Annotated in this window: 15 protein-coding genes and 2 tRNA genes; 4 read left to right on the top strand and 13 right to left on the bottom strand. The window is 64.4% G+C overall.

The genetic code is table 11. The features are described 5' to 3' along the window. Positions 1–26: 26 nt before the first annotated feature. Both mtgA and B0B01_RS08375 read right to left on the bottom strand, forming a co-directional pair. Positions 27–755 (bottom strand): monofunctional biosynthetic peptidoglycan transglycosylase, encoded by a 729-nt coding sequence (mtgA, locus tag B0B01_RS08370; RefSeq protein WP_083946111.1) that lies wholly within the window; start codon positions 753–755, stop codon positions 27–29. Positions 756–815: 60 nt separating this feature from the next. Continuing rightward, positions 816–1214 (bottom strand): DUF4189 domain-containing protein, encoded by a 399-nt coding sequence (locus B0B01_RS08375; protein WP_159438965.1) that lies wholly within the window; start codon positions 1212–1214, stop codon positions 816–818. Positions 1215–1488: 274 nt separating this feature from the next. Here B0B01_RS08375 and B0B01_RS08380 point away from each other — a divergent pair. Together B0B01_RS08380 and B0B01_RS08385 are read left to right on the top strand one after the other, a co-directional pair. After that, positions 1489–1578: transfer RNA gene (locus tag B0B01_RS08380), tRNA-Ser, on the top strand. Between the two features lie 466 nt (positions 1579–2044). Continuing rightward, a complete protein-coding gene (locus tag B0B01_RS08385) occupies positions 2045–2410 on the top strand; it encodes a hypothetical protein (protein WP_234967731.1) in 366 nt (121 codons plus the stop codon). Positions 2411–2639: 229 nt separating this feature from the next. Here B0B01_RS08385 and B0B01_RS08390 read toward each other — a convergent pair whose 3' ends face one another. The 3 genes from B0B01_RS08390 to B0B01_RS08400 form a co-directional block, all read right to left on the bottom strand. Next, positions 2640–3077 carry a hypothetical protein gene (locus B0B01_RS08390; RefSeq protein ID WP_076649448.1) on the bottom strand — a complete coding sequence of 146 codons (438 nt, stop codon included), beginning with the start codon at positions 3075–3077 and terminating at the stop codon, positions 2640–2642. A gap of 417 nt (positions 3078–3494) precedes the next feature. Beyond that, positions 3495–4004: a lysozyme inhibitor LprI family protein gene (locus B0B01_RS08395; RefSeq protein ID WP_076649449.1), complete on the bottom strand. Its 510-nt coding sequence runs from the start codon at positions 4002–4004 to the stop codon at positions 3495–3497. A gap of 110 nt (positions 4005–4114) precedes the next feature. Beyond that, a complete protein-coding gene (locus tag B0B01_RS08400; protein ID WP_076649450.1) occupies positions 4115–5101 on the bottom strand; it encodes a complex I NDUFA9 subunit family protein in 987 nt (328 codons plus the stop codon). Between the two features lie 178 nt (positions 5102–5279). Between B0B01_RS08400 and B0B01_RS08405 the strand changes: the two genes are divergently transcribed. Next, positions 5280–5366, top strand: a tRNA-Leu gene (locus B0B01_RS08405). Between the two features lie 144 nt (positions 5367–5510). Here the strand turns inward: B0B01_RS08405 and B0B01_RS08410 are convergent. The 6 genes from B0B01_RS08410 to B0B01_RS08435 all read right to left on the bottom strand — a co-directional run bounded on the left by B0B01_RS08410 (position 5511) and on the right by B0B01_RS08435 (position 10783). Beyond that, entirely contained in the window at positions 5511–6113 is a 603-nt protein-coding gene (locus B0B01_RS08410) for a tetratricopeptide repeat-containing protein (RefSeq protein WP_234967732.1), read from the bottom strand. A 15-nt stretch (positions 6114–6128) separates the two neighbouring features. Continuing rightward, the gene (locus B0B01_RS08415; protein WP_076649451.1) at positions 6129–6836 is read right to left on the bottom strand and encodes an ABC transporter ATP-binding protein; all 708 of its coding nucleotides are present in this window, start codon (positions 6834–6836) and stop codon (positions 6129–6131) included. Further along, positions 6826–7593: an ABC transporter ATP-binding protein gene (locus tag B0B01_RS08420; RefSeq protein ID WP_076649452.1), complete on the bottom strand. Its 768-nt coding sequence runs from the start codon at positions 7591–7593 to the stop codon at positions 6826–6828. The genes B0B01_RS08415 and B0B01_RS08420 overlap by 11 nt, the downstream gene beginning before the upstream one ends. Continuing rightward, entirely contained in the window at positions 7590–8549 is a 960-nt protein-coding gene (locus B0B01_RS08425; RefSeq protein WP_234967733.1) for a branched-chain amino acid ABC transporter permease, read from the bottom strand. Before B0B01_RS08425 ends, B0B01_RS08420 begins: the two co-directional genes overlap by 4 nt. Further along, positions 8542–9411, bottom strand: a complete 870-nt coding sequence (locus tag B0B01_RS08430) for a branched-chain amino acid ABC transporter permease (RefSeq protein WP_076649454.1) — start codon at positions 9409–9411, stop codon at positions 8542–8544. Before B0B01_RS08430 ends, B0B01_RS08425 begins: the two co-directional genes overlap by 8 nt. A 79-nt stretch (positions 9412–9490) precedes the next feature. After that, positions 9491–10783, bottom strand: coding sequence for an ABC transporter substrate-binding protein (locus tag B0B01_RS08435; protein WP_076649455.1), 1293 nt, complete (start codon positions 10781–10783; stop codon positions 9491–9493). A gap of 470 nt (positions 10784–11253) precedes the next feature. Here B0B01_RS08435 and B0B01_RS08440 point away from each other — a divergent pair, with 470 nt between their 5' ends. Further along, positions 11254–12003 carry a FadR/GntR family transcriptional regulator gene (locus tag B0B01_RS08440; RefSeq protein WP_076649456.1) on the top strand — a complete coding sequence of 250 codons (750 nt, stop codon included), beginning with the start codon at positions 11254–11256 and terminating at the stop codon, positions 12001–12003. Between the two features lie 27 nt (positions 12004–12030). Here the strand turns inward: B0B01_RS08440 and B0B01_RS08445 are convergent, their stop codons facing one another. Together B0B01_RS08445 and glyA are read right to left on the bottom strand one after the other, a co-directional pair. Next, entirely contained in the window at positions 12031–13329 is a 1299-nt protein-coding gene (locus B0B01_RS08445; protein WP_076649457.1) for an ABC transporter substrate-binding protein, read from the bottom strand. 290 nt (positions 13330–13619) lie between these two features. Beyond that, on the bottom strand, positions 13620–14915 hold the full coding sequence (glyA, locus tag B0B01_RS08450; RefSeq protein WP_076649458.1) for a serine hydroxymethyltransferase: 1296 nt from the start codon (positions 14913–14915) through the stop codon (positions 13620–13622). Positions 14916–14978 lie beyond the last annotated feature (63 nt).

Consider the following 14978-nt stretch of genomic DNA (forward strand, 5'->3'; position numbering starts at 1 on the left):
ATCCATGCCCTGCCGCGCCGCATTTTTCAATCCTCGAAACAATTTGCCCGGCCATCCGCGGCGATCGTGGCCGCGCCGATGACGATCGCGGCCGCCCGGCGCTGCATCCAGCCGCTCGGACGCCCGGGCCTGCGGTTGCGCGGATCGGGCAGGGCGGTGGCGATAAGCGCCGCCTGCTGCGCGTTCAGGTCGCGGGCGCTGACGCCGAAATTCTTTCGCGCCGCGGCCTCGACACCGAACACGCCTTCGCCCATCTCGGCCACGTTCAGATAGACCTCGAGAATGCGGCGCTTGGACCATGTCAGTTCGACCAGCGGCGTCAGCAGCGCCTCGAGCGCCTTGCGGGGCCAGCTTCGCCCCTGCCAGAGGAACACGTTCTTGACCACCTGCTGGCTGATGGTCGATCCTCCGCGGCGCCCGCCCGAATTCATGGCGGCCCGGATCGCGGCGACATCGAATCCCCAGTGACGGCAGAAATTCGCGTCTTCCGCCGCCACCACCGCGCGGACCATGGAAGGCGCGATGTCGGAAAGCGCAACCCAGTCGCGCTCGACACTGCCCAGCCGGCGCTGTTCGGAGAGAATGGTATGGGTGGTCGGCGGCCGCAGCACCGAAAACAGCAGGACAAGCGCAACGACAAAGGCGACCGCTCCGATGACGGCACGCCACAGAAGACGGCGGAGCCGGATTCCGGGGCGCGCCCGGCTCTTGCGCCCGGATTTTTTCTTCCGGGGCGAATTTGCGCGTGTTGCCATGGGATCAGCTATAGACGCTGCCCGCCAGACGGGGAAGGGCGGCCATGAACCGGGTCGCGATCAGGGCGAACAGGCCCAGACCCGCACCGCGCAGCCCCGGCCGTTGCGCGAGCAATGGGCAAGCGCCTGGTCCTGCGCCGCCTCCCGCGTCGCGCCGCTGGCCCAGCCCCAGGCATCCGATGCGCCCATCGCGATGGCGCCGCAAGCGTTGTAGAAGGTGCGCACCTGCGTGCATTTCCCCTCGCCGCAGGTGGAGCGGGCGACGTCATGCGCATTCCTTTCGCTCACATGGCTGAAGGAATAGCCGCTCGCCCCGTTCGGCCCGGTTGCAACCGCGCCCCAGCAGTAGTCATAGCCGCACTTCCCCGCCGCCGCTGCTCCCGCAAGGGTGATCCAGCCGACAAGGGCCAGAAGCCCCAGCCCCGCCGGCATCCACCGGCCCAGCCTCGTTCCCGCCATTTTCCCGCCTCCTGCCCGATCTTTTGCAGGCATTTTGCCATGTGACCGGGCGGCACGGCAAGGCATTTGCCCGAATGGTGGAGAAGGCGCCCTTCGTCACAGCGCCCCGGACATCGCCCCCGGGGCCCGCGCCCGGCACTCCGCAACGCCCGGGCCCGGCCATCGAGTGCCGCTCCCCACCCGGCCCCCGCCGCGCCGGGGAGCGCGCGCCCGGAGCGTGGCACATGATTTCGGTCTTGCAATAAACGCTGCGATCCATCAGACCCCCGCTGACGGAGCGGTGGCCGAGTGGTCGAAGGCGCACGCCTGGAAAGTGTGTAGGCGGGCAACCGTCTCGAGGGTTCGAATCCCTCCCGCTCCGCCACCTTGGTATAAAACCGGGAACGCCGATTCCCGCCGATTTCCCTCCCTTAGTGGCTATCAGCGTCCTCAACAGCGTGTTTTTGTTGCCATTGATGTAGATCGCATCATCCGCGACCTCGACATGGCTCGGGCGAACGCCCGGACGTGCTCCCGCCGATAGCCGCCCTTTTCGAGCCGAAGCCCGGTGCGCGCCTCGCTCGCCAGTTCCCGCACGGCCGCCCCCGTGACAGGAACGTCATCGGGCCAATCGTCGGGAAGTGTCTCGGGGATCGACTGTCGCGGTCGCCCTTTGCGGGCGCGGCGGCGCTCTGCACACATGGAATCCACCGAACCAAGGAGGGCAGTCGGCGGCCTGTAGCGTGCCGAATTTGTGGCTATGCGCTGGCGGCACCCCTAACGGCAGGTAATCAAATCTTGACTTCTTTGTCTCTTTCGGAACATTGTATGAACATCAGGGGGGATTCTAGATGACGGACCTTAACCGTTATAAAGCTAGATCAGGTGAATTCGTTCCCGTCTGGACAATCGAGATACAGACGCTGCCAGAGGATACCGACAAGATTCTGGACGCTGTGATGCAGGTTCACACTCTTAGTTTTGGGCGTTATCAACGGAACGCCAGTATTTCTGCTGTCGGAAAAGAAACCGCGCAACCCGAGGCTGGTTCGACTACGACCACCCATGTCGAAGGCTTCGTAGCCGGAAATACCGAAACCTATCCGATGGTTGAGCTGAAAATTTCGATAGAGCGGGATATGGCCGTTCTTGAGAAGGTCATGGATGCGGTTAATCTACGCCCATCATTACGAAGAACCTGTGATCTTTCTTCGTGAAGACTGGGCAAGCCGGGCTGCATATGATCCACGCAGCGATAATCCCAACCGATGGTGGAACAACGGTCGCGGCTTGCCTGATCGCATGGATTGACCTGATAAGCGTTGGCCCCGTTTCCCTGACGCTTCCCGGCTCGCTATAGCCGCACCGGGCATCGCAGCCGCCAAGCCGGCGCCAGATTCCGCTCCGAAGGGCAATGTCGATTGCAGGCCTTGGGCTCGCGATCTCTCAAAAGCTCAGCACCGTGGTTCCGGGGGCGACGATTTCGGCCCCTATGGCATCGGGGGCGGCGGCGCTTACCCCGTCAAGCAGGATGCTGGCGTCCGCGCCCTTGCCGGGCAGGTAGATTGCGCAGACCTGCACCTTGAGCCCGTTCGCCTCCATCATCGACGTCATCATGCCTTGCGGGCTTGCGTCCCTGGGCGGCTGGCCGCTGGCGGCGGTGTCGGGGGCATCTTTCAGGGCGATGTCTCCGGCCGGACCGCAAAGCAGCATTTGCGCTTCGGCGCCGGCGGCGATCGCGTTCATCGTCAGCACCATGGCCATCAGCTGCGTCTGCGGCTCGGCTGCGGTCAGGATGGTGAGCAGCCTGTTCGGCGTTTCGGCCTGCACGGCGCCGGTCAGACCCAGGCCGGCGATGGCGGCGGCGGTGGCGAGTTTACGCATGGAGTTCTCCTGTCGTGGCTGAAACTGAAAAGACCGGATTGCCCGTGAATTGCGGAATCGGACACCCGGTGCTTGTCATGGGTCGCCCCCGTTCCGGCCATCCTGTCCGCAATCATACTTGCATCCTTTGTCACAGCCGGAACGCCTGGCGGGGCGGGTCGGGCGCGGTATGTCGGACCGGGGCATATCCATAGTTTCGAATATACGATGTTAAGCGATTGCCGGGTTTTCCGTTCTGCGGCAAAAGCCCGCATCCGGGGAATCCGGCAGGTTGCGCGTCTGTGACTGTTCGGGCGTCGTCCGGCGCCCGGCGGATAACGCGCGCGGTCAATGCGGTCGCGATCTTCAAGGTGACGGGTGCCGGCGATCCGGCCGGGCAACCGGGCCTGTACCGGGCCTGTGCGGGTGGTCCCGTTCCTATCTGCGGTCGTCGTGGTAGGACATGAGCAGGGCGGTCTGGCGGGCGGTTTCGCGCAGCCGGCAGGTCGGCTCGGCCAGGATTCCGCCGGTGCCATGTCCGTTCGTGACCTTGTCATAAGCGCAGCGGCTGTCGCGAAAGGCGATCCAGGCGCGCTCCATCGTGATCAGCGCGGTCGCGCGTTCATTCCCCCGCTCGGCCTCGGTGCTTTTCAGCGCGTCATAGGTCGATTGCAGCTTTGCGTCCCATGCCTGCTGTTCCGCGTCCAGGCAGCCAAGCTGGCGGTCGATCACGGAAAGGTCGGGGTGCCGGGCCGCAACGAAAGCGAGGCAGCTTTCCTGCCCCGCGCCGGCGCAATCGGAGCGCTCCCCCTCGCTGCTGGCCGATGCCAGGCACTGGTCAATGATCGCGGGGTCGAGCCCCGACGCGTCACCACCTGCAACAGACACCGGGACAAGCGCCGACAGCGCCACGATGACAGTGCGACCTATCGCGCGAAATCCGGGCATCTATGCCTCCTTCTCCTGTGCATGGGCACAACGCGAAGGTGCGGGGCAGGCTCCCCGATCTCACGAAATCATGAAAACGACCTCGCCGGGGGGCAGGGCCCCGCGAAAGGTCAGCCGGAAGGCTGGTCCCGGGTCGAGGCATGCAGGTCGGCATATTGCCCGCCCCTGCGGAACCGCCACAGATATTCGGGCAGCACCGCCTGCATCGGCGTCGGCCGGATGCCGAGTGTCCGGAGGCTGTTCGACCCTTCCCCGACCACGTTGTCGCGGGCGAGATTGCGCAACTGATCGAAGGTCAGCGTATCGTTGCGGAACAGGCCGAAGCTCACCCATTGCAGGACGGAAAACCCGGCCGCGATCACCCGCCCGAGCCAGAACGGCAGGTTCACGATCATCCGGCGGCGGCGGATGATGGTCAGCATCCGCTCCATGAGTTCGCGGAAGGTCGCCACTTCCGGCCCCCCGAGTTCATAGATGCCGGCGCCGGCGTCGCCGATCACGCCCTTTTCGGCGGCGGCGGCCACGTCATCGACATAGACCGGCTGGAAGCGGCTCTTGCCGCCGGCGATCGGCAGCACCGGGCTCAGCCGGCTCATCGCGGCGAAACGGTTGAACAGCCGGTCCTCCGGGCCGAAGACGAGCGAAGGGCGCAGGATCACCGCATCCGGCATGTGCCGCAGCACGGCCTCTTCGCCCATGGCCTTGGTGCGGGCGTAATCGCTGCGGCTTTCGGGATCGGCCCCGATCGCCGAGACATGCACCATGCGCGGGATGCCCTGTTCGGCGGCGATCCGCGCGATGCGCCCGGCGCCTTCGGCCTGGATCGCGTCGAAGCGGTTGCTGCGCCATTCGGACAGTATCCCGACGCAGTTCACCACCGCGTCCGAATCATGCATGGCCGCAGCCACCGATGTATCGTCGAGGATGTTGCAGAAGACCGGCACCACCTGTCCGACCACGCCATAGGTGCGCACGAAGCCCGCGTCGTTCGTGTTGCGCACGGCAACCCGCACCCGCCATCCCCGCCGCGACATGCGGCGCGCGATATAACGTCCGATGAAACCGGACCCGCCGTAGATCGTGACCAGTCTGGACATCCCGAGGCCCCCGTTGCTTCTGGCTCATTGAGTGATCTATCGCCCTGACGATGAGAGAACAAGGCGCAAGAGCGGGCGCCCCCCGATCGGGGCGAAAATCGTTGCCTTTTGCACGCGAAAACCGCTGCGGGTGATTGACAGCACGCGTCGCCCGGCTTACACGCTCGCCACGACACCTGCCCAGGTGGCGGAACTGGTAGACGCGCTGGCTTCAGGTGCCAGTGGCCGCAAGGCCGTGGAGGTTCGATTCCTCTCCTGGGCACCACACTCCCCGCAGATTTCCTTGATATGACTGCTTCCGGCGTCACGCGGCAGGGCGGATTTCATCCGCCGCCCCACGATGCCGCCATACGCAAGACCGGAGCGCGCGGCGCGCTCCGGTGATTGTCTCGTGCGGGTGGCCTGGCGCCTAGCGCGGGTCGATGATCAGCAGGCAGGCCGAGAGGATCTTGCGCGAGTCGTCATGAACCCCCGGCCGCTCGCCGAGCCAGCGCCCGTGGTGACGGTGGGGCAGGGGAGGGGGTGCGGTCAGGCTGCGCAGGGTTTCCCCGGTTTCGGTGGCAAAGCGCGAAAAGCGGATGCGCATGTTGTCGTGATAGGTCTCGCGGTGCTTCACCTCCATCCGCAGATGATAGAGCGAGCTGCGCGTCCGCGGTGCGATCTTCATCGCGGCGATCTGTTCGGGCGCATGTTTCCAGATATCGAGCGCCCGGCGCTGAAAGCGCCGGGCGCGGCCCTGCTGCCCTTCCCCCACGGCAAGCAAGGCTAGGTTGGCCGCGGCAGTGGCGCGGCGCAGATCGGAACCGGCAAAGGCGACCCGCGACAGAAGGTCAGCCCGCCGGAACAGGGCCCGGGCGCCGGCGGTATTCCCGTCCAGATAGGCGCTGTTGCCCCGTTCCATCAGGCGCTCCCACAGGATGTCGGCGCGCGACCAGCCGGCGGCACGGGCGGCCTGGTCCTCGCGGGTCTTCCGGTCCTCGATGGTGCGGTTCATGCCGGTTTCCATTTGCATGGTCTGTCTCCGAAATCAGAGCCCGAGATAGGCCTTGCGGACGGTTTCGTCGTCGCGCAGATCCACGGCCGGTCCCTCGAGCACCATGTTGCCGGACTCCAGCACATAGGCGTAGCTCGCAAGTTCGAGGGCCATGACCGCGTTCTGCTCGACCAGCACCACGGACAGGCCGCGGGCGTTGATTTCCTCGATGATGACGGCGATTTCCTCGACGATCACCGGGGCGAGCCCCATCGAGGGTTCGTCCATCAGCAGGATGCGCGGATTGGACATGAGCGCGCGCCCGATGGCGAGCATCTGCTGCTCGCCGCCGGACATGGTCTGCGCCCGCTGCCGGCGCCGCTCCAGAAGGCGCGGAAAGCGGTTGTAGACATCGCGCAGGTCATGTTCGACCGCGGCCTTGTCCTTGCGCAGGAAAGCCCCGGTGCGAAGGTTTTCCTCGACCGTCATATCGGGAAAGATCCGCCTCCCCTCGGGCACATGGGCGATCCCGTTGGCGACGATCTTGTGCGGCGCCATGCCGTCCACCCGCTTGCCTTCGAAATGGATCTCGCCGCTTTTTACCGGCAGCATGCCCGACATGGCCCGCAGCGTCGTGGTCTTGCCCGCGCCGTTGCTGCCGATGATGGTGACGATCTGACCTTCCTCGACCTTGACCGAGAGGTTCTTGAGCGCCGCGACGGGGCCGTAGTTCACGCTGACATCGCGCAGTTCAAGCAACATGGCGGGCCCCTCCCAGATAGGCTTCGATCACGGCGGGATGGTTGCGGATCTCGCTCGGGTTGCCCTCGGCCAGGAGCTTGCCGAAGCTCATGCAGGTGATCCGGTCGCAAAGGCCCATGATCGCCTGCATATCGTGTTCGACGATCAGGATCGTGGTGCCGCCGCTCTTGAGCCGGCGCATGAGCTCCATCATGTGCCGGGTTTCCTCGGGGTTCATGCCGGTGAAGGGTTCGTCCAGCAGGATCACTGTCGGCTTGCTGGCATAGGCCACCGCCATGCCGAGCGCCCGCTGGTGCCCGTGCGAGAGATCCCCCGCGCGTTCGTGCAGATGCGGGGCAAGGCCGAAGAATTCGAGCACCTCGACCGCCCGTTCGCGCGCCGCCTTGCGGGCCGCGCCGTCGAAACCGAAGATCGCGGCAAAGATGTTCGGCTTGTAGACCATATGCGTGCCGACAAGCGCGTTCTCGAGCACGCTGAGTTCGGCAAACAGCGTCGAGTGCTGGAACGTGCGCACCAGCCCCTTGCGGGCGACCAGGTGCATCGGCATGCCTGAAATCCGCTCGCCCTTGAGCAGCACCTCGCCCGATGTCGGCGTGTAGAAGCCCGAAACCATGTTGAAGGTTGTGGTCTTTCCGGCCCCGTTGGGGCCGATCAGCCCGTGGATTGTGCCTTCCTCGACGCTGAAGTTCAGATGATCCACCGCCGTCAGGCCACCGAAACGGATCGTCAGATCCTTGATTTCCAGAATTGTGGTCATTTTGCCTCCTTCCGGGGCGTGAATTTCTGGACGATGCCTTCCAGCCCGTTCGGCATGAACAGGATCGAAAGGATCAGGATCAGCCCGTAGAACAGCGGGCGGGCCTGATCGAACCCGAGTTGCCGCAGCACGACCTCGTTGAGGGCGGTCAGGACCACACAGCCGAGAATCGGCCCGTAGAAGGTCGTGGTGCCGCCGACGATCGCCCAGGTGAGCACGAAGACCATCACGTCGAGATCAAAACTGTTGGGGTTGATGGTGCCGATGTAATGCGCCAGCAGCGCGCCGGCGATCCCGGCAAAGCCCGAGGCGATGACGAAGGCGAGCGTCTTGTAGGCGCGGATATTCACTCCCGACGCCTGCGCCAGCGTGTCCTGCCAGTGCACCGCGTGGAAGGTAAGCCCGACCGGGGATTTCTCGATCCGCCACAGGATCAGCAGGCAGACCGCCACCACGACGACGGAGAGATAGAAATAGCTGGTCGGCTCGAAAAAGTCGAAACTGTAGAACCCGACCGAGAAATCCGGCATGGCCGGGATGCCCTTGATGCCCTTGGTGCCGCCGAAGACGTTGCGGAACCCGCTCCACTTCCACAGCAGGCGGATGATCTCGCCGGCGGCAAAGCTGCCGATGAGAAAGTAAAAGCCCTTCATGCGGAACAGCGGATAGCTGAGCACGAGCGCGACCAGCGCCGCGACCAGGCCGCCGGCGATCACGCTGAACGGCACCCAGAGCCCGAAATCCTTGGACAGCAGCGCCGAGGTATAGGCCCCGACCCCCATGAGCACCACATGCCCGAGCGACCATTCCCCGGTCAGCGTCATGACCCGGTAAGTGGCCACGACGAGCACGTTGAAGGTCAGGAAGACAAGGATCTCGCGCTGGGAAAAGCTGAGCAGGTTCGGCAGGAAGACGAGGGCGACAGCCAGGATGGCTAGGAATATCAGGTTACGCACGGTTTGCACTCCCGAACAGGCCGGTGGGCTTGACGATCAGGACGATCAGCATGAGCGAAAGGCCGGCGATATCGGCAAGGACTCCGTCGTAGAACGTCGTCACGACGGTCTGGACCACGGCATAGATGACAGCGGCCACCACCGCCCCCTCGAGCGAACCGACGCCGCCGACGATGATCACCACGAAGGCCGTCACGATGACCGAATGCCCCATGTGCGGCGTGACCGAGACCAGCGGCGCGGTGAGCGCCCCGGCAAGCCCGGCATAGGCCGCGCCGATGAACATGGCGATCTTCGCGGTCAGGTTGACCGAAATCCCCTGCAGCGCGGCGGCCTGCGGATCCTGCGCCGAAGCGCGCAGCGCCCAGCCGAACTTGGTCCGCTTGAGAAAGAACCACAGCAGCGTGAGCATCACCACCGCAGCGACGATCACGTAAAGCCGCGCCACCGGCAGCCGCACGTAATCGGTAAAGGAAATGACCTTGTGCGACACCACCGGGATGTTTTCCATCCGCACGCCGAAACCCATGGCGGCGATCGCCTGCAGGATCATCAGGAAACCGATCGAGGCGACCAGCCCGGCCAGCGGGTTGTCCCTCAATGGCCTGAACAGGGCCCTTTCCATCAGCAGGCCGAGACAGCCGACGAAGATCAGGCCCGCGACGACGGCGACGAAGAAGGGAACGAAGCTTTTTGCATAAAGCGCCACGATGACATAGCAGCCCGCCATGTACAGTTCGCCGTGGGCGAAGTTGAGCACCCCCATCACGCCGAAGATCAGGACGAGCCCGACCGCGATCAGCGCGATGTAACTGGCGGCATAGATAGAGTTCAGGCCGGTCTGGGCCAGGAATTCAAGCATCTCGCATTCTCATCATTCAGGATTCGGGAATCCGGGCGGCGCGACCGGGTGGAACGCGCCGCCTGCACGAAGGATCGGGTCAGCTGCGCTGATCCCACATCTGGCGATATTCCTTCATGTGCTTGATGAGCAGATCGCCGTGTTGGTCGTACCAGTCCGGGATCGAGCCGAACTCCTGGATGACGGCCTTGCCGTCCTCGATCATGACCACCGGCCAGTTGCCGACCAGGGCATGATTGATGCCGAACAGTTCTTCGCCCCACCAGGTCGCATCGCCGAAGGCATGCTTGCCCGTGCCGCCGTCGAGCATCGCCTCGAGAACATCCGCGGGTTCGGCGCTGCCGGCCTTTTCCGCCGCGTCCTTCCAGAGATCCATGATCGCGGCATATTCCCAGCTCACGGCACCCCACTGGTTGGGGAAGCGCTTGGCGTATTCCTCGTAGAAGCCGTTCGCGTCCTTGAAGTTGACCGTATCGCTGTTCATCGCCGGGTCGTCGAAGTCGGGGAACTGGAAGATCACGCCTTCCATGAATTCCTTGGAGGTCTTCTGGACGATCTGGTCGTAGAAATCGAGCGTGGCCGAGATGATCTGCCCCTGGTAGCCCTGCTGGTAAAGCTGCTGGCAGATCGGGTGCACGTAATCCGAATAGGACGTGTCGAGGCAGATGATGTCGGGGTTGCCGGACATCAGCCGCGTGACGATGGGGGCGAAATCGGTGGTCGAGGCATCGAACAGGAGCGGCCTGCGCAGTTGTTCGATTCCAGCGGCCTCGAAGGCGGCGAGATAGGTCGCGATCGAGGGCAGGCCGAGCGAATCATCCTGCGCGCAGATCACCGCGGTCTTGAGTTCGGGACGGTTGCGCGCAAGCCAGTCCACGCCGGTGACGATATAGGCCGGGTGCACCTCGCAGGGGGCGACGAGCGTCGTGGTATCCGGCGACAGGTCCGACGGCAGCAGGGTCGAGAACAGCATTCCCGTCCTGTCCGCAACCGGTTCCACGCCGGGCCAGGGGTCGCCGCCCAGCATCATGATGAACTTGACCTCATCTTCGCGGATCAGCTTGGTCGCGCCGGTGCGGGCCTTGGCGGGGTCGTATTCCTCGTCATAGGCGACGAACTCGACCGGGTGATTGCCATCGGCCAGCTTGACGCCACCCTCCGCGTTGATGCGCTCGGCCCAGATCCGGCACCCGTCGAGCCCCGGCTTGCCCCAGGCCGCGGTGGCGCCGGTCAGCGGCGCGAGAAAGCCGATCTTGATCGGCTCTTCGGCGGCCAGGGCGACGTTCGGCAAGGCGGCACCGACGGCGGTGACCGCACTCGATTTCAAAAACAGGCGACGTGACAAGCCGCCCTTCAGCATCTTGGAAAACATTAATTCCTCCCATGTGTGTCCCGCATTTTTATGCGTGGATTTTTTGGGGAACCAGTTTCGGACCGGTTTCTTTCGTCGCGGATGCTGCCGGCATTCGCCAGCAGGCCGGAAATGCTTCTGGTTCCACTCTTGACGCTAGCAGCATACCAATTTTGTGACAAGAAATTTAATTAGCATCTTGCGATCAAGTGTTTACACTTCTTGTCGGCGTCAGGGCCAAGTGGGTGGAATCACCGGGAAAACGGGAAATCCGAAGCGCGGAATCAGCCCCGGAAGGGGTGTGATTCACCCGCCGCTCCGGCCTTTGCCGCAGGACCGGTCATGCGTTTTCCGGGTGGCGGCTTCCCGGGATGGTTCGCGCGCTGGACCAGATTCGATAATTGCGGCAGACTTGGCCCTGATGCGGTCCTGCGGGATTCGCATGTCGCCGGGCCCGGCACCTTCCGAACATGCAGCTCCGATAGGCAGAGATGACCACAGAAAGCCCCGAAATGACGTCGCCGATCATCACCACGCATTCGGTTGGCGCCACCGTGCAACTGGTGCTCGACCGGCTGTTCGCGCAGATCAAGAGCGAGGAATACCCGCTGGATTCACGGCTTCCGTCGGAACGGGCGCTGGCCTCGGAAATGGGGGTGTCCCGCAACACCGTGCGCGAGGCGCTCGATGTGCTCGAAGCGCGCAACGTGATCCGCCGGCGCCCCGGCAGCGGCAGCTTCGTGACCTGGCGTTCGCCCGAGGCCGAATCGGGCCAGGGAACCGGGGCAGGGGTCACCGGGGCCTCGGTCGCCTTCGAGACCAGCCCGCTTGATCACCTGGTGGTGCGCGGGATCATCGAACCCGAAATGGTGCGGCTTGCCGTCATCAACATGACCCCGCGCGAAATTCAGGAACTGGAACGGCTCATGGCCGAGCTTGAAAACGTGCACACGGATGTCGAAGCCTTCGTCGCAGGCGAGGAAAACCTGTATCGCAAGATCGCCGCCGGCACCCGCAATCCGCTGCTGGCCTCCTGTTACGGGCTTGCGATCGAATCCTGCCGGGTAAGCTTTCGCGCGGCGCTGCTGCGCCGCCATCTGACGCCGCGGCGGATCCGGGAATGTCAGCAGCGTTACAAGTCGCTGCTCCAGGCCATCGCCGCGCGCGATGTGGAACGCGCGGTCGAACTGATCAAGCTGCACCTGCTCGAGGAACAGAAGCTCCTGCTGCAGGATCTGTGACCACCTGAACGCCGTTGGGGCGCGTGGTCAGGACACCGCCTGATCGCTGTCGGGAAGCAGGCCGGCGCTGCTCGAAACCCGCTGGTCCCACAACTGCCCGAGCGCCATCATCTCGCGCTTGAGCAGATCGCCGTGCTGCTCCAGCCAGTCGGGAATCGAGCCGAAATCGACGATCTGCGCCTTGCCGCCCCGGATTTCGACCACCGGCCAGTCGCCGATCAGCGCGTTGTCGATGCCGAACATGTCCTGCCCCCACCAGCGCGCCGGGCCGAAGGCATGGGTGACATGGCCAAGCTGCTTCATCGCCGCCAGCACCGACCCCGGCGCGGTGCTGTTGGATTTCTCCACGGCCCCGTGCCAGATGTCCAGAATGGCGGCATATTCCCAGCTGACCGCGCTCCAGCTTCCGGGAAAGCGGCGGTTGTATTCCTCGAAAAACGCATGTGGCTGATTGAAGAAGAACGCCTTTTCCCGCAGCAGCGGGTCGTCGAAATCGGGGAACTGGAACACCGTCTGCTCCATGAACCCGACCGAGGTGCGGGCCACCAGCCGCTCGTACTGATCGAGCGTGCAGGACAGGATCTGCCCGGTGAAGCCCTGCGCATGGGCATATTCGGTCATCGCATGGACCATCGGCGTGCGGCTCGTGCACCAGCAGAGAATATCCGGCCCGGCGTCGAGCATGGGCTGGACCACCGCCGCGACATCGCAGTTGTCGGCCCGGTAGCGGATCTGCTTGACGATCTCGATGCCGGTGGCGGCAAAGGCGGCGCGATAGCTTGCGAGCGACGGCAGGCCAAGCGCATCCTCCTGCGTGCAGAGCGCGACGCGGCGCAATTCCGGGCGGTTGCGCGCCAGCCACTCGACGCCGGTGACGTTGTAGACCGGGTGCAGTTCGCTCGGCGCGATAAGATAGGGGCTGTCCGGCGACAGGTCGCTCGGCAGCAGGGTCGAGGTCAGGATCCGCCGCTGGTTCAGATAGTCGCGCGACAGCGTCAGCGTATCGCCGCCGAGCATCAGCAGAAGCTTTACGTCATGTTCGCCGACCAGGTGATGCGCACCCGCAAGCGCCCGCTTGCCGTCGTAGCGGCAGTCGAAGGGGATGATCTCGATCGGGTAGCGATGCCCGCCCAGCATCAGCCCGCCGTTGCGGTTCAGCCAGTCGGCCCAAATCCGGCAGCCGTTCAGCCCCGGCAGTCCCCAGCTTTCGACCTGTCCGCTCAGCGGCGCCAGAAAGCCGATGTTGATCGCTTCGCGCATTCCCACGGTGAGCCGGGGGAATGCAGTCGAAATCGCCAATTTATGTGCAAAACTGGGTGGAGACATGTGGAAACGCTAGCACCGCCTTGCGCAGCTTTCACCGATTCTCTGACCGGTCAGCGCAATATTCGGCAATTTGGTGCCTGTTTCCGCGCCAATCATCAGCCCAAAGCGGAACCGGTTGTGAGGGCCGGTCCATACCGCATTCGCGGGGCGGCGGAATTCGGCATTGCGGGAGACCGCGGGCGACAAAAGAAAAGGCCGGCAGCGCATGGCTGCCGGCCTTGATCCTTGCGCTGCCGGCCTTGATCCTTGCGGTGTCGGACGCATCCGAAACTCCGGCTCGCCCGTCCCGATCAGAGGTCGGGGTAGAGCGGGAACTTCTTGCAGAGCGCCAGCACCTGTTCGCGCACGCGGCTCTCGACCTCGCCGTTGCCTTCCGGGCCATTGGCGGCAAGCCCGTCCACCACCTCGATGATCCAGTCGGCGATCTGGCGGAACTCCGCCTCGCCAAAGCCGCGGGTGGTGCCCGCCGGGCTGCCGAGACGGATGCCGCTGGTCACGGTCGGCGATTCCGGATCGAAGGGCACGCCATTCTTGTTGCAGGTGATATGCGCGCGCTCGAGCGCTTTCTCGGTGTCGTTCCCCTTGACCCCCTTGGGACGCAGATCGACCAGCATCACATGGGTGTCGGTGCCGCCGGTCACGGTCTTGAGCCCGCCCTTCACAAGCTGGTCCGACAGCGCGCTCGCGTTCTTGACCACGTTCTGGATGTAGGTCTTGTATTCGGGGCGCAGCGCCTCGCCGAAGGCAACCGCCTTGGCGGCGATCACATGCATGAGCGGCCCGCCCTGGATCCCGGGGAAGATCGCCGAGTTGAATTTCTTCGCAAGGCCCGCATCATTGGTCAGGATCATGCCGCCGCGCGGCCCGCGAAGGGTCTTGTGCGTGGTGGTGGTGGCGATATGCGCATGCGGGAAGGGGTTCGGATGCTCGCCCGCGGCCACCAGCCCGGCGAAATGCGCCATATCGACCAGGAAATAGGCCCCGACCTCATCGGCGATCGCGCGCATGCGGGCAAAGTCGATGACCCGCGGAATCGCGCTGCCGCCGGCAATGAGCAGCTTGGGCTTGTGCTCGCGGGCCAGGCTTTCGACCTGTTCGTAATCCAGCAGGTCATCCTGCCGGCGCACGCCGTAATGCACCGCGTTGAACCATTTCCCCGACTGGTTCGGAGCCGCCCCGTGGGTCAGGTGGCCGCCGGCGTCGAGGCTCATGCCGAGAATGGTGTCGCCGGGCTTCAGCAGGGCCATGAACACGCCCTGGTTGGCCTGGCTGCCCGAATGCGGCTGCACGTTGGCGAATTCGCAGCCGAACAGCTGCTTGGCGCGCTCGATGGCCAGGTTCTCGGCGACATCCGCGAATTCGCAGCCCCCGTAATAGCGGCGGCCGGGATAGCCCTCGGCATATTTGTTGGTCAGAATCGATCCCTGAGCTTCCAGGACCGCGCGGGACACGATGTTCTCGCTCGCGATCAGTTCGATCTCGTCGCGCTGGCGGCCCAGTTCGCCGGTGACCGCGGCAAACAGTTCGGGGTCGGATTCGGATAGTTTGGACGTGAAGAAACCGGGGGTCGTCGCAGATGCGCTCATGGCTGGCTCCAATCAGTTGCAGACATTGGGTTTGCAGGCCTTCCTAGATGATTATCACACGGG

The sequence above is a fragment of the Pontibaca methylaminivorans genome (assembly GCF_900156525.1).
In the GTDB taxonomy this organism is placed as follows: Bacteria; Pseudomonadota; Alphaproteobacteria; order Rhodobacterales; family Rhodobacteraceae; genus Pontibaca; species Pontibaca methylaminivorans.